The organism is Bacillus sp. AR4-2 (genome assembly GCF_008274865.1).
GTDB classification, from domain to species: domain Bacteria; phylum Bacillota; class Bacilli; order Bacillales; family Bacillaceae_G; genus Bacillus_A; species Bacillus_A cereus.
Map to the genome: position 1 here is coordinate 3,274,444 of NZ_CP031062.1, position 25,409 is coordinate 3,299,852.

The following is a 25,409-nucleotide window of genomic DNA, read 5'->3' on the forward strand; positions in this document are numbered from 1 at the left end:
TATCAAATAACAGCTCTTAAAACATGTATAATCGTATCAATACCAAATAGTCTCCGCATAATTATATGCATCACTATTCGGAATGGCATGTTTCCCTTGTGCTTGTGCCTTTCTTGGATCTAAATCATATACCATTGGCGTATAGCATGATGTTTGCCCTTTATTTACAACACCATTTCCTCCAGCACTTCCGCAAGTGTATGCCTTTCCATCTGTTTTTCTAACAATCCTTGCATCAGCTTCATTATTATAAATTGCCAGGCGAGTTACAGTAACTTTCGCCCATGCTGTCTTACATGTCGTGCTAAATTTTAATTCTACATAAGAATTTGAATCAATCCACTTCTTTTCTTTCGTTACTGCGGATTGATCACAGCTATTATAATAAGGACTTTTCCTATCATATGAATGGTCTTCTGCGTATGCTTTATCATTGTTGGTCGTACTAAACACACTAGTTACGATGAGCAATGCCAGACAAAGACATGCGCTTACCTTTTTAAAAAGCTTCATAGAATTCCACTCCTTTATTAATAACGTCCAGTTTTCCCGTAGCCGTTATTAATCGTCACCGCTTCGGCATCAGCTGTATAACCAAAATCAGCAGTTAAATCAAACACCATTCCTGTATACGTACTCGTTTGTCCTGTTTTTATTGCTCCATTGCCACTATTAGAGTCTACTGATTTTTGGAATACACCATTTTTATATTTATTAATAACAGCGTAAGCATATACCCCTCCAGAAACAGAAGGAGCTGGTTGATCTAAAACAAGCTTAGACCATGCTGCATGACATTTATTACTGTAACGTAAATACACTGTTCCTACTTTTTTACTACCTTCATAAACTGCTGTAGACTTTGCATTAAATCCATCTGCATCACACGTCGTACTTCCCCCGTATACTTTCGTTGTTGCTGGATTTTTCCCGTCATAATAACTGCTTAAATCAGTAGCTGCAAATGTACTTCCTTGGAAACTAAATAATACACCTATACTTGCCGCACTTAACACGCATACTTTCATTAACTTTTTAAACATTTTAAATTCCCCCTCAAAATGATTATATATACTAAAGACAACCTATACTGCTATGTAAGCCCTCCTTTCACGCTTCCTAGATGCATCTTACAGAAACGAATAAATGTTGTAAATTCCCTTATGATTATTGGAATATACGAAGAATTTTACTTATCCTTGTAAGAAAAAAGTTGAGAAATACACATTTTATAGCATCCTTTATTTAAAACATAAAAGAACCGATACTTGTTATATTCAAGCATCGGTTCTTTATACAAAATTGCCATTGTTTCTTTTATATAAAATAAATATTTCTCCACTTAATCCGTTGTAAAAAACTCCCTCGTTACATCAATAAATTGTCGCAGTGGCACTGTCATCCATTTGTCTTTATGCCAAGCGATTTGCGTATAAATCGGAGAGATTGTATTTTCTAAATGTAACTCTTTTATCGTCCCCTCTCGTATATCTTTTTCTACTACTATTGCTGGTAAAACGGCTATGCCTAAATCTGCAATAACACATTGTTTAATTGCTTCAACACTAACAAACTCAATTTTATTTGCTGGATATACATCTTCCCAGCGAAATAGCTCTTCAAATAAAGTCCGATACGAGCAGCCTAATTCTGTTAGTAACAGTGTTTCACTCTCTAAATCTTTTATAGAAACTGAAGGTTGTTCAAGTAAACGATGCGTAGGAGCAGCTACTACTTTTAATTCTTCTTTCATAAGTGGTTCCACATGTAAAACATCTTCTGTTTTACATTCGTCCAAAATAAATGCAAGATCTACTTTCCCCTCCATCAATTGTTCCTTCGCATCTTTATTGGAGTGTGCTGGTTTAAATATAAGTTTTATTTTTGGGAATTGTATTTTAAACCTCTTTAATATAGAAGGCAGTCTGTATGTACATTGACTTTCTTGTGCACCAATTATTAACGTACCTGCTATTTCTTCATCATCTTTCACAGCCATTTTCGCTTCGTTACTGAGTGCAATCATCTTGTCGGCATATAGTTGAAACTTCCTACCTGCTTCAGTTAAGAAAAGACGTTTCCCTAATCTCTCAAATAGTGGTGTACCGAGCTCAGCCTCTAATGTTTTAATTTGTGCTGTAACGCTCGATTGGGCAAAGTTTAATTTCTTCGCAGTTTGTGTAAAGTTCAAAGTATGTGCCGCTACTTTAAATGTAATTAACTGTTTTATTTCCATTTATCATCCCTCTTTTCAATCGATATTTCCGATTGATTCCATCGAAATAATCCTCTTTGTCTATTGATATTTGTATTGTATGATAAAGAACATCTATAAACAATATAAATGGAGGTATTCCATATGAAAGCACTTTGTTTCGAAACATTCGGAGACGCTAATGTTCTACACTATAAAGAAATACACGATCCAATCATAAGTCCAAATGAAATTCTTGTCCGCACGAAAGCAATCGGATTAAACTTCGCTGATATTTATAGACGCCGCGGCGATTATCATCTTGCTGGCAATCCGCCTTATGTATTAGGTTATGAAGGAGCTGGAATTGTTGAAAAAGTAGGAGCTGACGTTACTACTATCAACCTAGGAGACCGTATTGCATTTGCGGACGTCCCATTTGCAAATGCAGAACTAGTTGCCGTTCCATCTGAAAAAGTAATCCCACTACCAGATTCTATTTCTTTTGAAACAGCCGCTTCTGTCTTATTACAAGGATTAACTGCACATTATTTAACGCACGATAGCTATCAACTAAAACAAGGTGATATAGCTTTAGTACACGCTGCAGCTGGTGGCGTCGGTCAACTTCTTATTCAAATGATTAAACTACAGGGCGGAACAGTAATTGGTCTTACATCATCAAAAGAAAAAGCAAAGATAGCTACATTAGCTGGTGCCGATCACGTATTTTTATATAACGAAGAATGGCATACGAAAGTACTTGAAATGACTAATGGAACTGGAGTAAATGTTGTGTATGAATCAGTAGGTTCTACATTAGGGGAAAGTTTTAACGCTACTAAAATTGGCGGTACTGTCGTATTTTACGGAATGGCTGGTGGTAATCCTGCGCCAGTTGATCCGCGTATGCTTATGGATACTTCAAAAACTTTAACTGGTGGAGACCTTTGGAACGTGCTTACTACTTTTGAAGAACGTAAGCAGCGCTCTACTCAATTATTCGATTGGATCACTAGTGGAAAAGTAAACATCGCGAGTCCTACTACATTCGCCTTACAAGATGGTGCTCTTGCACATAAATTATTAGAGAGCAGAAAAAGTACTGGGAAGATTTTATTGATTCCATAATCGTTCCAATAAGAAAAGGAAGCTAGATTTCTCTACCTTCCTTTTCTTATATCTATTGGAGATTTAATTATATTTCAACACTTTCTTTCCCTTTTGCAACGTAACTCATATCTCCAACAGACTCGACTGTGTATGTTCCATCTTGATATACAATTTTCGTCACACTAGCATTTTCCACTCCAAGTTTTGTTTTGCTACTGTCTAACATTTCTATTAAGGTAGTAATCAAAAGCCCATGAACGACAACTAAAACGTTACCGCCACCATTTCCAGCAGCTTCTTCACTAATTTTATCTATCTCTGTTTTTATACGAGTAGAAAATAAGTCCCAATCTTCCGCCTGTTTCGTAGGATCTGCTACTCTAATAAGATTAATCACTTCTTGAATAGAAAACTTCATAAGTTCTTCTGGTGATGCAACGCCTGCAGCTTTTCCAACCACATCCCACATATTCTCAAGTTTTTCACCTTCAAAAATACCGAAATTTAATTCTCGCAAATCTTTTCTTTGCTCAAGTTTTAATTTTGATTGCTCACTATATTTTAATACTAAATTAGCAGTTTCAATTGCGCGGCCGCTATCACTACTATATGCATTCATAAAATGAATATCTTTTAATCCTGTCCCTAAATTTGTGGCAACTTCAACACCTTTTTCTACTAATGGAGAATCAGCCCAACCTTGCGCGCGATGATTCGTATTTAATATTGTTTTACCGTGTCTTGTAACATATAACGTAACTGCATTCTCATTGCTATCTGTTTCTCGCTTATTCATTTCATTCTCTCCCTTTACGTTTCTATATCAATTTTACCACCTCAATTATTCATTGAGCAAAATATACGTCAGTAGATCCGCTTAATAAAAAAAGCTATCTTTCTGTATATCCATACAAAAAGATAGCACCTTTTATGATTACATTTCTTAACCGGTACTCCTACTCAGCAAAAGCACTCGAATATTGTACAATTCCTTCTACACCTCGAAGGGCATTTTCTGTTAATTCCATTATCATAAATACCTCTTCAGGCACTTCAAACGGTGCATTTACATTCCACTCACTTGCTTTCTTAAAACCAAATTTCGGGTAGTACTCTGGATGTCCTAATACTACAACTGATCCGTATCCAAGTTCTTTCGCTTTTTCTAAAGCAGCCGTGATCAGTTTTCCGCCAATGCCTTTCTTCTGATGGCCCCTAGCAACTGAAACTGGTGCAAGCGCTAACGATTCTACAGAAGTTCCATCTTGTTCTATTGTAATTTTCGATAACATAATGTGACCAACTATATCTTCATCTACCGCAACAATTGATAACTCCGGAACAAACGCGTCACATTCTCTAATACGTTTTACAAGTTCATGTTCTGTTTTATCACTAAATTCTTCCTTTAAAAATGCTTCTTTTACGACTTCTTCTGTTTTTCTATAATCATTTTTTTGTTCTTGTCTAATCGTTACCATTTTAACTTATCCTCTATTCTTTCTTATTTCTTTTTGAATTTTACGCAGTGCTTTTTTCGATCCGCGCTCAATATCGTGTTGCATTTTTCTTTCTTTATAATCAACAAATAGTGTATTTAAATCATATCCTTCTGGATATAACTCCTTCGCTGCTACTTCTAAAGTAATACGTTTTACATTTACTTCAACGAATTCACCGTTATAATATACAACAACGTTATAAAAATTATCTTTTTCCTTATAGATGATACCAAAATCATCATGATCCAATAAATTAACACGATCGCCGATTTTGTACTCATAATGAGATTCTCTTTTTTCTTGTACGAATTTCGGTTTTCTAATTTTACTTTCATTCACTTTTTCTAAAGCGTACTCTTTATTTCCCATGTACTCTTTCGCCCTTTTCAGTACATGTTCTTTTACGTTCATTTTATTCGCAATCCAAAGTGCATTACTTTCTCCTGATTTTCCGATAACTAATTTATAAAGCGGCTCTAACGTTTCACTATTAAACTGCATCGCTGCATTCATAAAGTCATCATGCATTTCTGAGAATCGTTTAATTTCTCCGTAATGCGTACTCGCAACGGTAATACATCCCGCAAAGTACAACTCTTCTAAAATAGAAATTGCAAGTGCTGCACCTTCATTTGGTTCTGTACCGCTCCCTATTTCATCAAATAAAAGTAACGTATTATTATTTGACATCCTCATAATCTCAGAAAGATTTTTCATATGAGACGAAAATGTACTTAGTGCATTTTCAATACTTTGATTATCACCAATATCTACGAATACATTTTCGAAAATAGCGATTTCTGTACCTTTATCTCCTGCAATATGAAGACCTGACATTGTAGCTAATGTTAACAATCCAATTGTTTTTAACACAATTGTCTTTCCGCCCGCATTCGGCCCTGTAATAATTAAACTACGATACTCTTGACCAATTTTAAAATGTAACGGTACAACTTGCCCTGTTAAAAGCGGATGCTTACAATTCACTAAATGAATGTAGCCATGATCGTTTAACTTCGGTTCTATTCCGTCAATCGATTTACTAAACTTCGCTTTCGCAAATACCATATCATACTGACTAATTAGCTCCATGTTAATCTTTATACTATAAATGTTTTCTAACACCATTCCTGATAAAGTCGCTAAAATCTGATACTCTTCAACCGCTTCTTCTGCTTTCAAACCTGCTAATTCTGCATTCAATTTCGTAACCGTATGCGGTTCTATAAATACAGTAGAACCTTTTGCCGAGGCTTCAATAATACTTCCAGCAACTTGATTTTTATAGGAAGATTTAATTGGAATCGTATAACGGTCATCCTTTTTACTAATAAAGAATTCCTGAATGAATTTCTTATTTGCACTACTATTTAAAAACTTCGTTAAACGTTCTTTTATTTTCCCATCTACAGAATCGATATTATTTCGAATTCGTTTTAACTCTTTACTTGCAGCTGCATCAATACTATTTCCTTTAACTGAAAAGTTAATTTCCTCTTCAATACTTTTATATTCAGTCATTGAATTTGCATAAGAAGCTAATACTGGTGCAAAAAATTCTTTATCTAACATAAACTTTTTAATCTTTCTACATCCACGTAAAAAGTCTGAAACACTCACTAATTCTTCTGGATCTAAAATCATACCTTTTTCTAATTTTTGAATTGTACTAGCAATATTAGAAATGCCGAAGAAAGGAACATGCCCTTCTGCATCTAATATAGCTCGTGCTTCTGTCGTTTCATTCAACCGATTTCTCACTACTTTTATACTCGTACTCGGCTCTAATTTGTTTAATAATTCCTTACCTAATCCACTTACACAATAAGATTTCACTATATCCTTTAATTCGTTATATTGTAACTTTTCAAAAGTCATCGTATTCATTTTGTTTCTCCTCACTATGATTGATTTTTATCATAAATGAAGATACCTACTCATTAGATTCCAATGAGTCATATATAAAATTCCATAATTATACAATAAAAACATATACAAAAAAGCTGCGGGGATACCGCAGCTTTTACATTTACAAGGCATGTGTAATAACGTATGAGGAAATAAGCCATAAAAAATAGATGGCAGTCCCTTATTACACGCTTTATAAAGTATTGTAGGTATCTTCATAGGTTTTGAAATAAATGCATGACAAAATTAGGGGTATGATGTACATAAAAATCCCCTGGTCTTATCCGATTTATTTCATTAAATTTTTCCTATTTAATACCTACCGCACTCACAAAAAGCACCTCTCATTAATTTATATTATAGTCATTGAAATCTAATTTATTGAAATCATCATACTATATGTTACGTGAGAAGTAAAGGTGTCATACTTTTATAACTATACAGAATGTAAAAAGGAAGAGGAAAACTTATATTTCAGTCTACCTCTTCTTTTTCATCACCAAATTATTGTTGAACATATATGGAAACTGATCCTCCACTTACTTGGAACTGCCCCCATCCGTCCTTATTAATTGTTACAGTATTTGTTTGATTACCCGTAATATCGTACCATACTTCCCCTGCGTTATTCTTTCCAACATCCATCCACTTCGCCCCTCCTGGTCCATCAGAGATTAATGTTGCTAAACCAGAATTAGCATGTACACTATCACCTTCTCTTGTCCAGCCAATCACATCTGGATGATCAAAATAATCACGTTGCGTACCATATGCAAAGTTTTTTCGTGCCGTCAAAATCGGATCAATTTTGTCCTTTAACGCTGGAATTTCATAGTTACTATTTCCTTTTGTACCATAGTAATCACCATAGAAAACAGAAGGATACCCCTCTGCACGCGTTAAAATAAATGCATATGCCAGCGGTTTGAACCAAGGGCTCACTACAGATTCCAATGACTGACCAGGCTGTGAATCATGATTTTCAACTAGAGTAACCGCAAGTGTAGGATGATTCGCAACTACCGTTCCTTTTAAAATATTTCTCATATCATAATTTCCATTTCCTGTTGAAGCATAATGAAAATTATAATGAAGTGGTGCATCGAACACAGATTGATTATAATTAACCTTTGCTAAATAATTATTTAAAGTCTGGATATCATTTTGCCAATATTCAGCTACTGTAAACATTTCTTTCCCTGTTTGCTGTCTAACGTGATTTACCCAATCGCGCAAATATTCATGATCAATATGTTTAACAGCATCTAAACGAAAACCATCTAAATTTAATTCATTCGCATACCACGTTCCCCATTTTTTCATTTCATTCGCAACATCTGGATGATCAAAATCAAGATCCGCATACATCAAATAATCATAATTCCCATTCTCGCTAGACACTTCCCAGTCCCATGCTTTACCTATGCCCCTAAATTTATAAATTCGGTTTAATTTCCTTCCTTCATCCCAATCCGTTCCGTCAAAATGATACCATTTCCATTTGAAATTAGAATAAGAATCTCCACGCCCTGGAAAGTTAAATCCCGTCCACGCACTAATTTCATAATCACCTGATACTTCATTATTTCGATTGCTCGGGTCTACCTCAACTGCTGTGACAGTTTCTGTATAATCAGCCCCACCTTTATGATTCATAACTACATCACCGTATACATCGATGTTTTTCTTATGTAAAGCGTCAATTGCAGATTTCAATTGTGCTTTCGTCCCATATTTCGTCCGCACTGTGCCCTTTTGATTGAATTCCCCCAGATCATATAAATCATATGCTCCATATCCTACGTCATTTTGCATAGTTCCTTTATATGCAGGTGGTATCCAAACAGATGTAATTCCTTTTTCCGCTAAATTTTCAGCATCAGTACGCAAACGATTCCAATGATTCCCATCATTCGGAGCATACCACTCAAAATACTGCATTAACGTTCCATTGTTAACTGTGTCTGCATATGCCTTACTCCCCTCATATATACTAGGTAAAAACATAACAACTGACAATCCGACTATTGTTATTCTTTTAAACATCTGTACACCATCTCCTTCCAAGAAAGCGTTTGCATAGTTTATCAGAATTATTATAATATTCGTCCCACCGCTAGTAAAGTAGCAATCTCTCACTCTCCCATATTATTTTTAATCTAATTTCAAATATTCAACGTAGTTTTCATTTCACATCCTATTCAAGATTGTTTACAATTTACCTATAAAAGCATAACGGAGGGATTTCGATGACAGACTTTCAAAAACAATTTTTCGCACGATTACATATAGAAGAAAAAGACACAGTTTCATTTGAAGATTTATCTAACATTATGTACGCAATGGCACAAACTGTTCCTTTTGAAAACTTAAATATTCTCGAAAAGAATTTTAAAGAAATATCAAAAGAAAATTTGAAAGAGAAAATTTTAGTAAATAACCGTGGCGGTCTTTGTTATGAACTCAATCCTACTATGTATTACTTCCTGAAAGATTCTGGATTCGATGTTCACCTCGTTTCAGGAACAGTTTATAACGCTGCAAACTCCATATGGGCTGTTGATTCTGGCCATATCGCAACCGTTTTAACACATCATAATGAACTTTATTTAATTGAAGTAGGATTCGGATCATACTTACCTCTTGCCCCTGTCCCTTTCTCAGGTGAAGTCATTCACTCTGCTACAGGAGATTATCGTATTCGTAAAGAAATGACCGAAAAGGGAAACTACATTTTAGAGATGCGGAAAAACAATGAGTTCTTGGATCAATCTTCTGCTGATGATTGGACGTTAGGCTATGCATTTTATATAGAAGAAGTGGATGAAGAAAAAACAAATACAGCACAAAAAATTATCGTTGAACATGAAGGATCACCCTTTAATAAAGTACCTCTTATTGTAAAACTAACTGAAGATGGGCATGCCTCTTTAACGAAAGATAGCCTTACAGTAGCGAAAAATGGTAAAAAAACGAAAGAAACCGTTACAGACATGCAATATACAAACCTTTTACATTCAAAATTCGGAATTACACTATAAGTAAGTAAGCCTTGTTATTTTAGCAAGGCTTTTCAATTTTCAGCAGGGATTTTTTGCAATTTGTTGTATTTCATAGTTATATAGAAATATAACTACATGTTTAGAAAGGAAATGATTATGACAGAACTTAAAGATCGATTACAAGTAGCTGATATAGAAAAATGGGATTTAACAGACATTTACCATACAATTGAAGATTGGGAAAGTGATTTTCATAAAATTGAAGTATTAACGAAGGAATTACACGAATTTAATGGCAATATTCACGATGGCAATAGTTTATTAGCTTATTTAACGAAGAGTGAAGAAATTTCTAGCATAATATCTTTAATGTTCGCTTATGCACGATTACAATCTGACCTTGATACACGCGATACTGACGCGCAATCTCTTGTCGATAAAGTATCACAATTACACGTGAAAGTAAGTGCAGCGAAATCTTTCTTTTCCCCCTTCTTACTTAGCATAGACGAAAACACATTACATTCTTACATAGAAGAAACAGAAGGCTTACAATATTATAAAGAAGACTTATTTGAATTATATCGTTATAAAAAACACGTATTGAATCAGGACCAAGAAGCAATTTTATCACAAATGGGTGAAGCTCTTTCTTCTCCACAGCACACATTTGGTATGTTAAATAATGCAGATATATTATTTGGTGAAGTGACGACTGACGATGGAGAAAAAGTGAACTTAACACGCGGAATGTATGCAAAGTTAATAGAAGATACGAATCGTGAAAAGCGTAAAGAAGCTTATAAAGCATATTACAAACCATATGTTCAGTTAAAGAATTCCATCGCATCTACTTTATCCGCTGCTATTAAAAATAATGTTACTGTTTCGAAATTAAGAAACTATCCATCAGCGCTAGAGAAATCATTATTTGGCGATATGGTTCCGAAAGAAGTATACGAAAACCTAATTGATACAACGAAAAAAAACATTCAAACATTACATACATACAATGAAATTCGAAAAGAAAAATTAAACGTAGATGAACTAAGACAATACGACTTAGGCGTCGATTTAGTAGCAGGTGCAAAACAAGACATCCCATATAGTGAAGCATTTGACATTATGATTGCATCACTAGCTCCTTTAGGAGAAGAATATATTGAGACATTAAAAAGTTTTAAAGATAAAAGATATATAGACGTAAGAGAAACACCAGGAAAACGTTCTGGTGCTTATAACTTTGGTGTATACGGCGTTCATCCTTTCATTCTTTTAAATCATCACGATGATTTAAACAGCCTGTTCACTCTTACTCATGAATGCGGTCACGGTATGCATACGCACTATTCACATGGATACCAACCAAGAATTTCTGCACATTATTCTATCTTTGTCGCAGAAGTCGCTTCTACAGTAAATGAAGTGTTATTAATTCACTATTTATTAAAAGAAGCAAAAGATACGGACGTGCGTAACCATTTAATTAACCATTTTATTGAGAAATTTAAAGGTACTTTCTTTACACAAATTATGTTTGCAGAATTTGAAAAAATCACACATGAAATGGCTGAACAAGGTAAACCATTAAATGCACAAGTCTTCAGTGAAATTTATGAAAAGCTATTTAAAGAATATAACGGTGATTCACTTGTATTTGATGAAGAAGTAAAATACGGATGGGCTAGAATCCCTCATTTCTATCGCCCGTTTTACGTATACAAATATGCAACTGGATTCGCATCTGCCATTCAAATCGCTGATAAACTATTAAGTGATGATCCGAATGCTCAGAAAAATTATATTGAATTCCTGAAAGGTGGAAGTTCTGACTATCCACTAAACCTATTGAAAAAAGCTGGTGTTGATTTAACTACGCCAGAACCGATTGAAAGTGCATTGAAACAATTCACTCAACTTGTTGAGGAGTTTTCAACATTATAAAAAGCATGCAGAGTATATGCTCTGCATGCTTTTTATTTGAATTACTCTATTCTATATGCTGCTGCGTCACACAATGAATCATACCACCGTATGCATACAATTCGTTAACATATATACCGACAATTCTTCTCCCTGGAAATTGACCTTCAATGATTTGAAGCCCTAATTTATCATGTTCATCACCGTATATAGGTACCAATACAACTTCATTACCAATGTAAAAATTTAAGTACGATCCTTTACAATCTGCTTCTTTTGCCAATTTTCTTGTTACTGGTACTGGAATGAGCTGAAATGGCTTGCCATCTATATTTCTTGCTTGTCGCAATTCTTGATAATGCTTTTCGTACGCCTCCAAAAGATATGACTCTCCTTCACCGAAAGGATCATATTCATACAATATCGTATTTTTATTTACAAACCGTGCCGCGCCATCAATATGATAATCTGTATCTTCATCATAATTATCCTCTCCGCGTATACCAGTTATCCATATAAAATTCGTTACTCCTAAATATTTCGTTAACTCCATTTCAATTTCTTTCTGACTTAGTGTAGGATTTCGATTTTCATTTATAATAGACGTTTCCGCCGCCATTAAGGTCCCGTTTCCGTTTATCTCAATTCCCCCGCCCTCTAAACAGACACTAGATTCAACTTTTGGAATGCGATACATTTCACTTATTTTATTCGGAATATTAGCGTCGTTTTCGTACGGATATTTATCTCCCCAACCATTAAATATCCAGTGCGTTAGATAGCGGTTCCCTTCTTTATCTTTTACAAAGATTGGTCCGTTATCTCTTATCCAAATATCATCAGTTTCTTGAATTAAGAAATCAATTTTATTCATATTCACGTTAGCTTCCATTAACTTCGATTGGACATGTATTTTTTCTTCTTCATCACATACAACAATATGGACATTTTCTCCATAGTGAAGCTCCTTTGCCATCGATATCCAAATATCATCTAACTTAGCTCTGTAACCTTCACCCCTATGTGTTTTATCATGTGGCCATTGGAGCCATGTACCTTCATGTTTCTCCCATTCCGCAGGCATATAATACAAACTATTTTCTATATTTCTCATACGTGTTCACCCCTTATATGAATGTATGTCCAGTCTATACTTTGACATCGTGTTAAGGTCAACAGGAATATATTCATTTACTTGTAGCAACTTTATAAGGTGACTCTTTATTTCTCCTTGTGATGCACTACTTCTCCTTGTAAAACCGTCACTAAAACTTTCGCATTCGGAATCTTATCGGCACTCATTTTAGTAATATCTTCATTTAGTAATACCATATCAGCTGATTTGCCTACTTCAATCGAACCTGTAATGTTATCAAGACCTAGCGCTTTAGCTGGCTTAATTGTATAGGCATCAATAGCTGCGTATACATCAGACAAGCCCTTTTCATCAATGCTTAATGCATTTGAAATCGTCACAAGTGGATTCAGTTCGTTTACATCCCAATCACTACTAAGTGATACATTCGCACCGGTTTTCCAAATTCGCCCTAACGGCATAATTCGTTTCATTTGCTGATTTGTAAAATACGTACTTGCCCAGCTTTGTTTTGGATCTTCCGCAAAATCATGACCTACTTGAAAATCAGCGCTAATACCTAACTTAGCAAAACGATCTATATCACTATCTTCTACCATTTCCACATGCGTAAGTGTATAAGGCTGGTTTGCACCTTCTTTTTTCGCTGCTTCAATCGCATTTAAACTCTCTCTTACCCCAGCATCTCCAATTGTATGAATAAGTGCACCGTAACCAATTTTATTTAATTCGGTTAACCACCATTTCATTTTTTCTTCTGGAATATAATTCAACCCATACGGAGTTCCTGTAAACCATTCAAATTTATATTTTTCTAGTGTTTTAGCAGTGCTATTAATACTAATTCCATCACTATACATTTTCACTTGATTAATAAGCATACGGGATGACACATCATCACGCTTAATTTTTTTGAAATACTCCATTTGTTCTGCTTCGTTTAAATTTGGATATACCCATGGTCGAAGTACTACGCGTGACGTTAGCTTTTTTTCGTCATTTACTTTATTCCAAACGTCTAACCAGCCTCGCTTCCAATAAAGACGTCCATCACCAACTGTAGTAATACCATTCTTTGCAACCTCATCTAAACCGTCTAATAAACCTTCATAATTTTTTTCAAACAGATTTGGTTGAGAATTCCATGCTTTTTCCATCACGATATCTCCTGCTGTATCATAAAGAATACCAAACGGTTCTCCTGTCTCGGAATCCCGAATAATCCTTCCACCTTGTGGATCTTTTGTATCTTTATTTATTCCAGCTAACTCGAGTGCCTTTGAATTAACCCATACAGAATGGGAGGTTCTTTCCATAATTAATACTGGATTATTAGGAAATAACTCATCAAGAACTTGTAATGGGGTTTGTTGCTCTGATTTTTCGTCCATATCTTTTAACAACGCTTCCAAACTGAACCCCGTTCCACTTATCCATTCGCCATCTTTCACACCTTTTTTACAAGCCTTTAAATACGAGCGTTGTTTTTGCAGAGAAGCATCTGGTGAGACACTACAATTTCCTGCTGCTGGTGATTTTGCTTCAAATATATGATTATGATTGTCCACAAAACCAGGAAGGATAAAACGTCCTTGTAAATCCACCACTTTCGTATCTTCATTTATAAATTCCTCTACATCCTTGTTTGAACCAACAAATATAATTTTCCCCTCTTTAACGGCTACAGCCTCTACGATGTCTTGCTTTTCATTTGAAGTATAGATTGTACCATTTTTAAACACTACATTTTTAGGTAGCTGATTAGGTAGAACAGCGCTACCACTCTCACCTTCTCCTACTCCAGAAGTACATGCGGAAATCCATACCATACTTAGAATCAGACAAATAATCATGATTATTCTTCTCATATTCTCTCTCCTTTTTATTATGATAAATTGCTTTCATACATAGAATAAGGATTGACATAATGTTAATGTCAATCCTTATTCTCATTCTATTTTCGTAACTAAAAAACAAATTTGTGTCACATACTCTTCTGCTAAACAATCACATTCAGGTCCCTTTATATAAACCTCATATGGCGAATTAATTATCACATACCCATTTCTTTCAATCCATTCTTCTAACGCTATATAAGCGTAACCTATATAGTCGTAACTTCCATAATGCATAGTAGTAACGATATGATGTGGACTTAGTTGTTTCATTTCATACTCTTGTGCTACGTCTTCATCATTCCCCTGCATAACCGGGATTCTTAATTCAATATCACTGTTACTTGGAATATATTCTTCATCATAAAAGACTGCAGATGGTGAACCGACTATTTGAAAATTATTTTTTTGTACCTCTTCATATAAGTCATAAAAATAATCATCCATATCATCTATATCTATTTTTACTCTTTGAGTAATTATCGTTACTTCATTCCTCATTCCCATTAATATATCGTAATTTCTATGACGAGCAATATTTAGACTACTATTCACCTTTACCATTTCATTCATTTCTGAAATAACCTGTAAATTTTGCTTCACTTCCTGAGACAACTCGATAATTTGTGATTGTATATGTTGAACAAACGAATCTTGATCCGATGACTGCAAAACAATTTTAATTTTTGGAAGAGGAAATTTATACTCCCTTAGCTTTTTTATTTTCAACGCTACTTCCAGCTGCTCTTGTTCATAATACCTATACCCATTAACCGGATTCACATATGCCGGTTTTAATATCTCCTCTTTGTCATAATGTCTTAACATCCGCGTACTCATTTTACAAATCCGAGAAAATTCAGCGATGGTATACATATTAATACTCCTTGAATATATTTTCTTTTCATTACTTATTTCTTAAAACCAATCAAAAATCTTCTTCATTGAAAAATTCCCATTCTGATTTTTCAATCTTCTCATTTTTGAAGGTAACAAATGACTTGGACAATACCATGTTAAACAATTCATTGCGCCTCCCATTGTTGATATTTCTCCTACATGAATTTGAATAACTTGTTTCTCCGTATACTGTTGAATATAACGTAAAACTTCCTCATCTTTAGCTAGTCCAAACTTAGGAACATAAAGAGCATCACATGATTCTAACATATTTATATACAACCCTTTTGCCGATGCTATCTCTTGATCATATTGTCCTTTCTCTGTATATGATGAGGGAACAACTATAAATTCAGCTTCTGGCATTTGTTCTTGAATAATCTCTTGAACACTATATCTAAATTCATGATCCCCTAAAAAATCACTAATAAACATTGTATGTTCATCAATAAATTTAACCATTCCGTCTGCGTGTGCTAGTACATCCCCTTCTTCAGCAGGAATAATAATAACTCGGCTCACATCTAAATCCCATTCTAACTGCTCAATAATTTCCTCTTCTGTCCAATCATCGTTATCATCAAATATGCGTTCTGTTAATATTACAGTATCTTTTTTATTCCAAATAAGATTACCGCCATCTAATATTAATGGGGATTTTTCATATTCAAAGTCATTCTTTTTCAACCATTTATTAAATTGTTGATCTAAATATCGCCCTTGATCATCTGGTAAATAATTTGGTCGATATTTAAATTTAACTAGATGATTTGTGACAACCGGTGCAACATCTCTTAGCCAAATATCATCATACTCAAAACAGCTCGTATGAAAGTCTTGTTCTTCAGCAGATAAAGATATAAGTTGATCCGCAATTGATTTCTTTTCATTTAAACATTCATTAAAGTAAATCAAGTCTTCATAAAATGGTTGATAATATTCATTTGATTCGTCTGGTATTGCAGTAAAAATAATTCCATTATGTTTTTGTTCCATATTATTTACCTCGCTTTTTAATAGTAGTTACATAATTGATTTCACAAAGCCAACTAATCCTCAATTCATGTCTTTTTCATTCCAACTCATGCAACATGTACATTTCATGAATGGATTATAGCATGGAGGAATATTATATATTTATATAAAAAATATAAAGCTGACGTTAAGCCTTAAATTGACTCTTGACAAGTTTTTAAATAACCTATTTTAAAACAACAATAAATGATTAAATGATTTTTTTATCAAGATTCAAACCCATTACTTCTAATAGATCATTTTGATTATATAGATTCACCAAATGCGCTTCTACTCCTATACAAATTCCTTCTAGCGGAAGATCATTTGGATCCTGACCAAAGGGATCTTCAATTTCAACCCCTATTGCTTCAATACCTATGAATGCAAAACTTATAAACGTAGTCGCAAGTACTGTAAACCATCCGAGACTATCAACAAGACCAATCGGTAAAGTTGCACAAAATATAATCAATAAAATTTTTATATGAGCAAAATATGCAAAAGGAATAGGTGTTGTTTTGATACGATCACATCCACCCACAGATGTAAGTAACGTATTCAAATCTGTTTCCATACTAATTATCGCATTTGGATGAATTTGCCCCGTTTTCAAACCTTTTGATAGTATAGTTTTCAACATAAAAACTATACTAATCGGTAAATGATTGGACTCAACCAAAAATGCTTTTTCCTTCTCAGAACAGACAGCAAGCAATGATTTCACTTCAGATAAATCTTTTTCCTCTCTCAAGTGTCCTTTCGCTAACTTTGGAAATGCAATTAATAGATGTAAAAATTTTATTTTTTCCTGCTCCATACTCTTCCCTTTATAATCCCAATGACACAAAAAACTAATTGCTAAATTTCTAGTACAAGCACCAATCGTGCCAAACAGCTTTCTACCTTCCCAGTACCGATCATAGGCAGTATTCGTACGAAACACTAATAGTAATCCTAAAGCTCCTCCGACGATTACCCAAGGAGTCTGATTTATATTTATTTCTGTATAGTAATAATTAATCACAGCTACTATCGTTGAAATACACGTATATAATACGATTTGTGGGAAAATATCTCTTATAATTGTCCCTTTTAATGTAAATATTTGATGTAAACTATTTTGATTATTGTAATGAATCATATTTACAAAAACCTCTTTCTCTATTAACCTTTTATTCTTTTAAATCATGAAAGTATACAATTAAATAATAGAATCATAAACCCTATCATTATGAGGCTGGTTAAGATTATTCCTTTCAATACCGTTACTCCTTTTTTGCAAAAAGATAAAATATCTTATTTAATTCAACAACAAATGTCACTATTCTAAATCCCGACGCATCATTTTAGAATTCGCAATGAACAATGCACTAATTAATACAAAGATTGCACAGGCATATAACAATAAATCTAACGGACTATCGTGATCTATAATGATGAGACGCACAATAGCTGTTATACCTATATATATAAAATATCGTAATGGAAAATGAAAATTCATTTGAAAATACTTTATAATCATTACGATGAATTCAAAGTACAGAAAGAATACGACGATACTATCAATTAAATGATAACTCGATTCATTACCATCCAATTTCAGTTCTTGTATAAACTGAATGACTTCTTTCATAAGAAACACACTTAGAATAAACCCTAAGCAAATTAAAGCTACATTTAAAATGTACTGTAAAACGATAGGGAAATACGAAAACACTATTTTAAAATTTTTTAACACAAACATTTTTCTCCTTTACCATATAAAACGAAAAGTGAATATACACTATAATTCTTTTATCATTATATTAAAATTTTATTATTATAAATAATAAGGAACGACAAAATAGGTAATAAGATTCCACCTATTTTGTCTATATAGCAGAACAACGAAATTACAATCAATTACTTCAATGCAATGGGTTGTTGTTGTGTCACACAATGAATCATACCGCCGTTTTTATACAACTCTCTCACATCAATACCGACTACTTTACGATCTGGGTATAACTTCTGAATCGTATCGTTTGCAATTTTATCATTCGGATCATTATAATTAGGCACTAATACAACTGTATTTCCGATATAATAATTGATATACGACCCCTTATAATCGAGAGTTTTTCCATTTTCTAAAGCAACCTTTTCTTTACTAAGCGGCAAGTATTCATACTTATATTTCTGTCCTGAAGCATTTTTTGCATCTAACAATGTATCCATATCTTTATTAGATAAACCCCATTCGGCTAGGTCATCTTCTTTCATCGTTACAATGGTAGATTTATTATGGAATTTAGCAAATCCATCAATATGAAAGTCCGTAATATCTAAATTAGGTACTCCGTCTAACCAAATAAAGTTTGATACCCCAAGGTCACTTATATATTTTTCAATTTCCTTTTCTGATAAATCAGGATTTCTATTTTTATTCGTTACTGCACTTCGAGTTAATAAAGCAGTCCCATTGCTGTCTAATTCAATTGCGCCGCCTTCAAGGACAAATTTCCCCCAATCAACTCTTTCAATTCCTGATTGTTTACTAACATTCTTACGTATTTGAGCATCATTTTTATAAGGTGTTTTCTTCCCCCAACCATTAAATGCTGGATCTAATATTTTGAGATTTTTATTGCTGTCATAAACAAAAATTGGTCCACTGTCCCTTGCCCATACATCATCAGTAGGCGCGATAAAGAAATCAATCTTCTCCATATTTAACCCTTCATCTGTTAAAAGGTTATTGATTCTTTCTTTTTCTTCCTGGTCATATGCAACAATGTGGACTTTCTCACCCTCAGTTAAAGCACTTGCCATCTTAACCCAAATAGGTTCAACTTCCTTCTTATACTCTTCACCATATGTGTATTCATGTGGCCATTGCAGCCATGTACCTTCATGTTTATCTTTTTCATCTGGCATCGTATATTTCCCAGCATTTTTCTGTACCTCTACTTTTTCCCCTTCTTTCCCTTTAACATTTTCATTGTTACCCTCAAAAGAGCATCCACTAATAATTGTTGTAGATAATGTAGCTATTAAACAAAACTTTATTGCTTTTTTCATTTTTTCAACCTCCTGTTCTTGTCTCCAATAATATAAAGCTTCACATAGTGTGAAGCTCAAGCTTTTTTATCAATGTAAAAATTACCAATTGTTCTTTGCATTACTTAGCATTTAACTACCTATTTAGATTTATTCATATGTCAATCACCTTTCTTACCTATTTATCCCGCTATTTATGGGCAGTAAGACCCTCACCTCAAAATTCAGCGGAAGCAAAAAAGTTAGGTGGGGGCCCTGCTGTCCGTAAAAGCCTGATTGATGAGGGCTTCTACTCAGTGGGGATGAACAAAGCCCCTCCACTGAATAAAGTTTCACTTTATTCAGTAAGTAAAACTTTACAAAATAAAAAAATCGGTATTGATAATTACATATCCATACCGATTTTTTATAATTATTTTCCTTCTATTAAATCATTCGCCATTTTCCTAAATTCTTGATTAAATGCGTCATTCATACCATTTTGGACGTTAGAAAATAATATGACAAACGTTCGTTTATCCCAGTTAAAATTATTAAAAGTGTTCCAGCCAGCTAATACACCGTGGTTATGATAATAATCTGGGTAAATATAGAAACTAAATCCATATTTTCTTGCAGGTGATGCAGAAAACATATCTGATACACTTTGTTTAGAAAGTAGTTTACCATCCATAATAGCTTCATCTAACTTTTTCATATCTTCAACAGTCGTATACATTTCACCACAACCATACAGCCAGTTCATTTTTAAGCGCGGCGTGGCTATTAACTTATTATCTTTTTTCGTATACCCTTCTGCTAAGAAAATATCTTCTGGAAGTGTTGCGCCCATTCCAGATTCATTCATTTCAACGGGAGTCAAAATATTTTCTTTCACATATTCAGCAAGTGGTTTATTCGATATTTTTTCTACAATATATGCAAGCACCATATAATTATAATCTGTATATTTCCATCCTGTCCCTGCTGGAAATTGTAACGTTTGTGCCCCAATCCACGTTACTAATTTTAACCGTGATGCTGCGTCAACACTACCTTGTCCCTGTTCTGGTAATCCAGACGTATGTGTTAACAAGTTTCGTAACGTAATGTTTTTATCTGCCGGAAACGATGGGATATATTTATTTACATTGTCTTCAATGTTCAACTTCCCTTTTTCTTTTAGTTGCATAATAGATATTGCAACAACTGTTTTCGTAATAGAACCAATGCGATATTTCGTTCTTGGCGTTGTTAATACTTGATCTTTCACATTCGCATAACCGTAGCCTTTTCGTAAAATTACATGACCTTTACTTGCTACAAGAACACTCCCATTAAATCCTTTATCTTTTAAGTACTGATCTAGTTTTCCAGCTGTAATTTCATAACGCTTTTTCTCATTCGCATCAATTTCCTGCTTAACATCTTTTTGCTTACTATTTACATTAGAAAATGCCTTTGCATCATATTTTTTCCCTTTATTTGCATGTATTAGTGTAACAATACTTCCACAAAAAACTGCAAAAATAAAGAAAACGATTAACCATTTCTTTAACATACTAGGAACCCTCTTTTATCTAGTTTCACTTAACGTACATCCATTCTATTTTATATCTTTTAATTATCAAGTATATTATAATATTATTTAATATTCACTCTGTTAAAACTAGATTCCTTTTTCTCATTTTCAATTTTGACTACTCTCTATTGTATTTCTTTCTTGCAAAATTTCCAACATACAATCGGATGCATTACACTATAATTTCAAATTCTTTTGTAACATTTGTTACATACTAAAAAGAATGGAGATGTAATATGAAAAACACCGATAAACGCAATCGTTTAGATGATAAGATGTTTCATTATCGGATAACAAAAAATAACATGGTATTAATTGAATATTACGGAAAACAGATTATGGTATTAAAAGGAAATGATGCTGAAAAATTTTTAAATAAAATAAATCATGCAAATAACGATAAAGAAAAACAGCTAATTATGGCTAAAATTACAGGTAATTTCAAAAGAGGTAATGAACGAAATTGAAAACGAATCTCATTTACATTTTGATTATACAACAAATAAAAAAAGAAATGTCGCTCATTCAACATTTCTTTAGACTTTCTTCATAAAAAATTTACATTGCCAACATTCCTTCATTTTCTATAATTCCTATATAAGCTAACCGCTGAAATAGTTAGTAATACAACTATGCATAACCACGCATACGTATATCCCTTCTTATCTACAATATAACCAAATAAAGCAGGCGCAGCCATAATGGCAATTTGATTTAATGTAAGTGCAAAACTCACTGTCATCCCTACCGATTCTTCACTTGCTGATTCCGCAACTTCAGTTATAAAAAGACTAAACCATCCAATTGAAAAGAATCCTAACAACGCACTTACACCATACAATACATTCGTTATTGTATGTATGCTCATTACTAATATTAGAATGAAGAAAATAGAAATACAAACAGTTATAAATAAGAGGGTACGCCTATTCCCCTTATAAAATAAATCACTAGTAGCTGCTAATATAACCCTACCAACCATTCCAGAAAAGAACATAACGGAAAATACTTTTCCAGCTAAAATTGGCGTGATTGATTGTTCCAATACTAAAAATTTTATAAAGTGCGCAACTAACACCATTTGCAATGAAATCATACAAATGCCAGTTATATAAATTGCATACAACTCTTTTTTACACATCACTTCTTTTAACTGCATCCAAAAAGAAAGTTTACTACGTTCTTGTTTAACTTTCTCTTGAATATATGGTTCCTTATAAAATATAAAAAATAAAAACCCTCCAATTATACAAATACATGCAATACTATTTACCGCATAGGCCATATTATATTTTATTGTAAGAAACGGGATCAATACTCCCGCTAATGTACCACCAATCGGTATACCGGCTTGTCTAATCCCCATCGCTAACCCGCGATTTTCTTTTGAGAACCACTTCATTATCACCTTACTTCCTCCTGGCTGCGAAACACTATAAAACGTTCCTACTAATAAAAGTACAAAGAGTAACCCATTAAATCCATTGACCATATTAGTCAGTAAAAACGAACCTCCTAGTAAAAATGAACCTATCGAAATTAACAACTTTTCATTGTATTGATCAAGTAGCCGCCCGACAAAAAGCATACAAAATAGCGGTCCTATATTTACAACACTTACTAACAATCCAATCTCCGTATTCGTAAGTGCATATTCTTCTTTCCAAAATAAAGCAAACGCTCCAACACCATACGTTATAAGTGTCGCTGTTGTTTGAGCAACCGTCGCAAAAATTAACATAACCCACTTATAAGTACTATTCACCCTTTCTTCCATTAACACAATAATCCCTCCATCCCCTTCCATTGTATGAAAGTTCTGATATCATATAAAATAAAGATTTATCATGTAATTCATCAAAAAAAATGATACCTTTTCTGGAGGGATGATACTTGGATATAAAAGATTTAACTGTATTTTACGAAGTTGCGAAAGAAAAAAACATATCTCACGCAGCTAAAAATTTAAACTATGTACAGTCTGGCGTAACAATGCGTATGAAACAACTAGAAAACGAATTAGGTGTGCCTTTATTTTACCGAAACGGAAAAGGTGTAACTTTAACTTCTAACGGTGAGATTTTATTAACATACGCCAAACAAATTATCTACTTAATGGATCAATCTGTTAAAGCAGTTCAAAGTAATGGGATCGAACCAAGAGGCACTTTAAAAATTGGATGTACAGAATCTACAACCGCTGTAAGACTTCCATCTATATTAACGGCCTATTATGAGAAATACTCAAAAGTCGAATTGATTTTAGAATCAAATACGACGGAACAATTGATTAGGCTTGTACTAGAACGAAAACTGGACGGAGCGTTTATAGCTGGCTCTACTCAGCATGCTGAACTTCATACAAATATATTTCGTGAAGAAGAATTAGTTCTCATTAGCAAAAAGCCTTTATCTTCCTTTAAAGACATAGGAGACATGAATTTACTTGCATTTAGTCATGGGTGCTATTATAGAAATTTATTAGAAGATTGGCTTCAAGAAGAAGGAATTTCACCTAAGCGAGTATTAGAGTTTGGAACAATTGAAGCGATTCTCGCATGTGTAAAATCAGGTATGGGCATAGCAATTATGATGAAGTCTATTTTAAGTGGTCATAAACATGACATATCATTCAATCCTTTACCAAATAGCTTCAAAAAAGTTCCTACTACTTTTATTACTAGAAAAGATATATATCACTCTGCTGCATTACAAAAATTTATGGAGATGACTCACAATGCGTGAAAAGAAAATACGTGGTATGAACCGAAAAACAAACACTATGATAAAGCGAATTGAGGAACATACAAAAACGTTCCCTTCTACTTTCTATAACGATGAATATTGGAATATGCTATTGCCAGTTTCGCAAGCTTTTATTGACTCTCGTAAAACACCTAGAAAAGTAAAACGGTTATGTATTCAAACCTTATTAAATCAAGCAAATCATTTAATAAATATGAAACCGAGCGATACACATACATATCGAGTTGTTGTTTTGATTTCTATAAATAATTTGTGGGATTCGCAAATCATTATATTTAAAAATGAGGACTACTTTCATAATTTCTTTAATAGAGATAGTGAATTTCAAAAATGGATTCTTCTTTCAAATGAAATTGATTTTTGGGAGACATGGGAAATGTCAGTTTGTCATTCCTTCAAAACGCTTCACTTTCAAGAAATTATTTATGATGCAGATGAATGCTATAAAAAAGAGATTCTGTTTATCGGAGAGTTAGATTAAAAAGGGTATACCTAAAACACTGGTATACCCTGTTCCACTTATTTTTCCTTCAATACACTATGTAATCGATCCGGATAATTTGTAAACATTCCTGTAGCACCCCATTTGATTAACAGTCTCATATCTGGTTTCTCATTAATTGTATAAGGGTGAATTAACAGTCCATTTTTCCTAGCCATTTTCATATAGGACTCATCAATAATTAGTTCCCCGTTATCATTACGTAAGTTTGGTCCAATACCCGCTGCATACTTTTTAATTTCTTGAAAATCATCATTTGTTACACTTTTCGGTTCATGTGTAATGCCAGACCATTCAACAATTTCATTGTTTTCATTTGGATAATACCAAAGCAATTGAACTAACGGAATATTTTCATTCATACTATGAATCTTTTTCAAACTATCTTTACTAAATGATTGAATCATAACACGACTAGAAGACATGTTTTGGCCTACTAAATTATATTTTTGTAACAACGCCAACAATTTCTCTTCCATTCCTGGATACACATCTGGTGATTTTGTTTCAATATAATACTTCATACTTCTTCCATACTTTTGGAAGATTTCTTCAAGAGTTGGAACCTTTTGCCCAACATACTCTTGCTTAGCCTTTTCTGGATACGCTTTATTAAACCATGATCCAGCATCTAAACTCTTTATTTCGCTTAACGTTTTATCGCGTACTTCGCCTGTTCCATTTGTAGTGCGATCAACTGCTGTATCATGCATTGCAATTAATTGGCCATCCTTTGTTAATTGAATATCTAATTCTAAATAATCCGCTTTCATTTTTTTCACTAAATCATAAGAAGCAAAAGTGTGCTCAGGTGCATGCCCACTTGCTCCGCGATGTGCAATATTTAAAAACTTATTCGTATTCCATTCATGCTTTCCTTCTGCTTTCGCATGAACAGCTCCCCCAGCAAAGATACTTCCAGTCATAAAGAAAATAACTAAAACGCTAATAATCTTTCTCATTCTTCTAACCCTTCCTACGTTGCAAATTT

Annotated in this window: 23 protein-coding genes; 6 read left to right on the forward strand and 17 right to left on the reverse strand. The window is 33.6% G+C overall.

All coding sequences use genetic code 11. The features are described from left to right. Nucleotides 1-36 precede the first annotated feature (36 nt). The 3 genes from DN399_RS16910 to DN399_RS16920 all read right to left on the reverse strand — a co-directional run bounded on the left by DN399_RS16910 (nucleotide 37) and on the right by DN399_RS16920 (nucleotide 2,236). Nucleotides 37-513 (reverse strand): DUF2690 domain-containing protein, encoded by a 477-nt coding sequence (locus DN399_RS16910; protein WP_149149842.1) that lies wholly within the window; start codon nucleotides 511-513, stop codon nucleotides 37-39. Nucleotides 514-530: 17 nt separating this feature from the next. Further along, nucleotides 531-1,043, reverse strand: coding sequence for a DUF2690 domain-containing protein (locus tag DN399_RS16915; protein WP_044307094.1), 513 nt, complete (start codon nucleotides 1,041-1,043; stop codon nucleotides 531-533). 299 nt (nucleotides 1,044-1,342) lie between these two features. Next, complete coding sequence (locus tag DN399_RS16920) at nucleotides 1,343-2,236, reverse strand: LysR family transcriptional regulator (protein ID WP_149149843.1); 894 nt, start codon at nucleotides 2,234-2,236, stop codon at nucleotides 1,343-1,345. Between the two features lie 123 nt (nucleotides 2,237-2,359). Between DN399_RS16920 and DN399_RS16925 the strand changes: the two genes are divergently transcribed. Further along, nucleotides 2,360-3,325: a quinone oxidoreductase family protein gene (locus tag DN399_RS16925; protein ID WP_149149844.1), complete on the forward strand. Its 966-nt coding sequence runs from the start codon at nucleotides 2,360-2,362 to the stop codon at nucleotides 3,323-3,325. A gap of 67 nt (nucleotides 3,326-3,392) precedes the next feature. Here DN399_RS16925 and DN399_RS16930 read toward each other — a convergent pair whose 3' ends face one another. The 4 genes from DN399_RS16930 to amyS all read right to left on the reverse strand — a co-directional run bounded on the left by DN399_RS16930 (nucleotide 3,393) and on the right by amyS (nucleotide 8,763). Then, on the reverse strand, nucleotides 3,393-4,103 hold the full coding sequence (locus DN399_RS16930; protein ID WP_025708871.1) for a histidine phosphatase family protein: 711 nt from the start codon (nucleotides 4,101-4,103) through the stop codon (nucleotides 3,393-3,395). Between the two features lie 160 nt (nucleotides 4,104-4,263). Further along, nucleotides 4,264-4,788: a GNAT family N-acetyltransferase gene (locus tag DN399_RS16935; protein WP_016123108.1), complete on the reverse strand. Its 525-nt coding sequence runs from the start codon at nucleotides 4,786-4,788 to the stop codon at nucleotides 4,264-4,266. 6 nt (nucleotides 4,789-4,794) lie between these two features. Further along, nucleotides 4,795-6,696: an endonuclease MutS2 gene (locus tag DN399_RS16940; protein WP_149149845.1), complete on the reverse strand. Its 1,902-nt coding sequence runs from the start codon at nucleotides 6,694-6,696 to the stop codon at nucleotides 4,795-4,797. A gap of 525 nt (nucleotides 6,697-7,221) precedes the next feature. Beyond that, complete coding sequence (gene amyS, locus DN399_RS16945; protein WP_149149846.1) at nucleotides 7,222-8,763, reverse strand: alpha-amylase; 1,542 nt, start codon at nucleotides 8,761-8,763, stop codon at nucleotides 7,222-7,224. A gap of 203 nt (nucleotides 8,764-8,966) precedes the next feature. Here amyS and DN399_RS16950 point away from each other — a divergent pair, with 203 nt between their 5' ends. Both DN399_RS16950 and pepF read left to right on the forward strand, forming a co-directional pair. Continuing rightward, nucleotides 8,967-9,758 (forward strand): arylamine N-acetyltransferase family protein, encoded by a 792-nt coding sequence (locus DN399_RS16950; protein ID WP_016123111.1) that lies wholly within the window; start codon nucleotides 8,967-8,969, stop codon nucleotides 9,756-9,758. Between the two features lie 117 nt (nucleotides 9,759-9,875). Further along, nucleotides 9,876-11,663 carry an oligoendopeptidase F gene (gene pepF, locus DN399_RS16955; RefSeq protein WP_149149847.1) on the forward strand — a complete coding sequence of 596 codons (1,788 nt, stop codon included), beginning with the start codon at nucleotides 9,876-9,878 and terminating at the stop codon, nucleotides 11,661-11,663. Nucleotides 11,664-11,709: 46 nt separating this feature from the next. On the opposite strand, the gene DN399_RS16960 is transcribed toward pepF, so the two are convergent. From DN399_RS16960 to DN399_RS17000, 8 genes are all read right to left on the reverse strand, one after another. Beyond that, a complete protein-coding gene (locus tag DN399_RS16960; RefSeq protein ID WP_149149848.1) occupies nucleotides 11,710-12,756 on the reverse strand; it encodes an agmatine deiminase family protein in 1,047 nt (348 codons plus the stop codon). 107 nt (nucleotides 12,757-12,863) lie between these two features. Next, nucleotides 12,864-14,606 carry an amidohydrolase gene (locus tag DN399_RS16965; RefSeq protein ID WP_139849040.1) on the reverse strand — a complete coding sequence of 581 codons (1,743 nt, stop codon included), beginning with the start codon at nucleotides 14,604-14,606 and terminating at the stop codon, nucleotides 12,864-12,866. A gap of 81 nt (nucleotides 14,607-14,687) precedes the next feature. After that, nucleotides 14,688-15,509, reverse strand: a complete 822-nt coding sequence (locus tag DN399_RS16970) for a MerR family transcriptional regulator (protein ID WP_016123114.1) — start codon at nucleotides 15,507-15,509, stop codon at nucleotides 14,688-14,690. A gap of 42 nt (nucleotides 15,510-15,551) precedes the next feature. Beyond that, nucleotides 15,552-16,529 carry an agmatine deiminase family protein gene (locus tag DN399_RS16975; RefSeq protein WP_016123115.1) on the reverse strand — a complete coding sequence of 326 codons (978 nt, stop codon included), beginning with the start codon at nucleotides 16,527-16,529 and terminating at the stop codon, nucleotides 15,552-15,554. 229 nt (nucleotides 16,530-16,758) lie between these two features. Further along, on the reverse strand, nucleotides 16,759-17,691 hold the full coding sequence (locus DN399_RS16980; RefSeq protein ID WP_149149849.1) for a bestrophin family protein: 933 nt from the start codon (nucleotides 17,689-17,691) through the stop codon (nucleotides 16,759-16,761). Between the two features lie 180 nt (nucleotides 17,692-17,871). Next, nucleotides 17,872-18,288, reverse strand: a complete 417-nt coding sequence (gene psiE / locus DN399_RS16985) for a phosphate-starvation-inducible protein PsiE (protein ID WP_000916566.1) — start codon at nucleotides 18,286-18,288, stop codon at nucleotides 17,872-17,874. A gap of 164 nt (nucleotides 18,289-18,452) precedes the next feature. Continuing rightward, nucleotides 18,453-19,610, reverse strand: coding sequence for an agmatine deiminase family protein (locus DN399_RS16990; RefSeq protein ID WP_000709181.1), 1,158 nt, complete (start codon nucleotides 19,608-19,610; stop codon nucleotides 18,453-18,455). A gap of 391 nt (nucleotides 19,611-20,001) precedes the next feature. Further along, complete coding sequence (locus DN399_RS17000; protein WP_149149851.1) at nucleotides 20,002-21,129, reverse strand: serine hydrolase domain-containing protein; 1,128 nt, start codon at nucleotides 21,127-21,129, stop codon at nucleotides 20,002-20,004. Between the two features lie 257 nt (nucleotides 21,130-21,386). On the opposite strand from DN399_RS17000, the gene DN399_RS17005 reads away from it, so the two are divergent. Further along, nucleotides 21,387-21,617, forward strand: a complete 231-nt coding sequence (locus tag DN399_RS17005; RefSeq protein ID WP_000798794.1) for a hypothetical protein — start codon at nucleotides 21,387-21,389, stop codon at nucleotides 21,615-21,617. A 110-nt stretch (nucleotides 21,618-21,727) separates the two neighbouring features. Here the strand turns inward: DN399_RS17005 and DN399_RS17010 are convergent, their stop codons facing one another. Then, on the reverse strand, nucleotides 21,728-22,957 hold the full coding sequence (locus DN399_RS17010; protein WP_149149852.1) for an MFS transporter: 1,230 nt from the start codon (nucleotides 22,955-22,957) through the stop codon (nucleotides 21,728-21,730). 86 nt (nucleotides 22,958-23,043) lie between these two features. On the opposite strand from DN399_RS17010, the gene DN399_RS17015 reads away from it, so the two are divergent. Both DN399_RS17015 and DN399_RS17020 read left to right on the forward strand, forming a co-directional pair. Continuing rightward, on the forward strand, nucleotides 23,044-23,895 hold the full coding sequence (locus tag DN399_RS17015; protein ID WP_000351691.1) for a LysR family transcriptional regulator: 852 nt from the start codon (nucleotides 23,044-23,046) through the stop codon (nucleotides 23,893-23,895). Beyond that, a complete protein-coding gene (locus tag DN399_RS17020; protein ID WP_086412749.1) occupies nucleotides 23,888-24,397 on the forward strand; it encodes a DUF3916 domain-containing protein in 510 nt (169 codons plus the stop codon). Before DN399_RS17015 ends, DN399_RS17020 begins: the two co-directional genes overlap by 8 nt. A 38-nt stretch (nucleotides 24,398-24,435) precedes the next feature. Here the strand turns inward: DN399_RS17020 and DN399_RS17025 are convergent, their stop codons facing one another. Further along, the gene (locus DN399_RS17025; protein WP_001226340.1) at nucleotides 24,436-25,380 is read right to left on the reverse strand and encodes a glycerophosphodiester phosphodiesterase; all 945 of its coding nucleotides are present in this window, start codon (nucleotides 25,378-25,380) and stop codon (nucleotides 24,436-24,438) included. Nucleotides 25,381-25,409: the final 29 nt, after the last annotated feature.

Bases quoted from the DNA above. Each gene is read 5' to 3' on its own strand.
- DN399_RS16910 (WP_149149842.1), bottom strand. From the start codon at position 513: ATGAAGCTTTTTAAAAAGGTAAGCGCATGTCTTTGTCTGGCATTGCTC.
- DN399_RS16915 (WP_044307094.1), bottom strand. From the start codon at position 1,043: ATGTTTAAAAAGTTAATGAAAGTATGCGTGTTAAGTGCGGCAAGTATA.
- DN399_RS16920 (WP_149149843.1), bottom strand. From the start codon at position 2,236: ATGGAAATAAAACAGTTAATTACATTTAAAGTAGCGGCACATACTTTG.
- DN399_RS16925 (WP_149149844.1), top strand. From the start codon at position 2,360: ATGAAAGCACTTTGTTTCGAAACATTCGGAGACGCTAATGTTCTACAC.
- DN399_RS16930 (WP_025708871.1), bottom strand. From the start codon at position 4,103: ATGAATAAGCGAGAAACAGATAGCAATGAGAATGCAGTTACGTTATAT.
- DN399_RS16935 (WP_016123108.1), bottom strand. From the start codon at position 4,788: ATGGTAACGATTAGACAAGAACAAAAAAATGATTATAGAAAAACAGAA.
- DN399_RS16940 (WP_149149845.1), bottom strand. From the start codon at position 6,696: ATGAATACGATGACTTTTGAAAAGTTACAATATAACGAATTAAAGGAT.
- amyS (WP_149149846.1), bottom strand. From the start codon at position 8,763: ATGTTTAAAAGAATAACAATAGTCGGATTGTCAGTTGTTATGTTTTTA.
- DN399_RS16950 (WP_016123111.1), top strand. From the start codon at position 8,967: ATGACAGACTTTCAAAAACAATTTTTCGCACGATTACATATAGAAGAA.
- pepF (WP_149149847.1), top strand. From the start codon at position 9,876: ATGACAGAACTTAAAGATCGATTACAAGTAGCTGATATAGAAAAATGG.
- DN399_RS16960 (WP_149149848.1), bottom strand. From the start codon at position 12,756: ATGAGAAATATAGAAAATAGTTTGTATTATATGCCTGCGGAATGGGAG.
- DN399_RS16965 (WP_139849040.1), bottom strand. From the start codon at position 14,606: ATGAGAAGAATAATCATGATTATTTGTCTGATTCTAAGTATGGTATGG.
- DN399_RS16970 (WP_016123114.1), bottom strand. From the start codon at position 15,509: ATGTATACCATCGCTGAATTTTCTCGGATTTGTAAAATGAGTACGCGG.
- DN399_RS16975 (WP_016123115.1), bottom strand. From the start codon at position 16,529: ATGGAACAAAAACATAATGGAATTATTTTTACTGCAATACCAGACGAA.
- DN399_RS16980 (WP_149149849.1), bottom strand. From the start codon at position 17,691: ATGATTCATTACAATAATCAAAATAGTTTACATCAAATATTTACATTA.
- DN399_RS16990 (WP_000709181.1), bottom strand. From the start codon at position 19,610: ATGAAAAAAGCAATAAAGTTTTGTTTAATAGCTACATTATCTACAACA.
- DN399_RS17000 (WP_149149851.1), bottom strand. From the start codon at position 21,129: ATGTTAAAGAAATGGTTAATCGTTTTCTTTATTTTTGCAGTTTTTTGT.
- DN399_RS17005 (WP_000798794.1), top strand. From the start codon at position 21,387: ATGAAAAACACCGATAAACGCAATCGTTTAGATGATAAGATGTTTCAT.
- DN399_RS17010 (WP_149149852.1), bottom strand. From the start codon at position 22,957: ATGGAAGGGGATGGAGGGATTATTGTGTTAATGGAAGAAAGGGTGAAT.
- DN399_RS17020 (WP_086412749.1), top strand. From the start codon at position 23,888: ATGCGTGAAAAGAAAATACGTGGTATGAACCGAAAAACAAACACTATG.
- DN399_RS17025 (WP_001226340.1), bottom strand. From the start codon at position 25,380: ATGAGAAAGATTATTAGCGTTTTAGTTATTTTCTTTATGACTGGAAGT.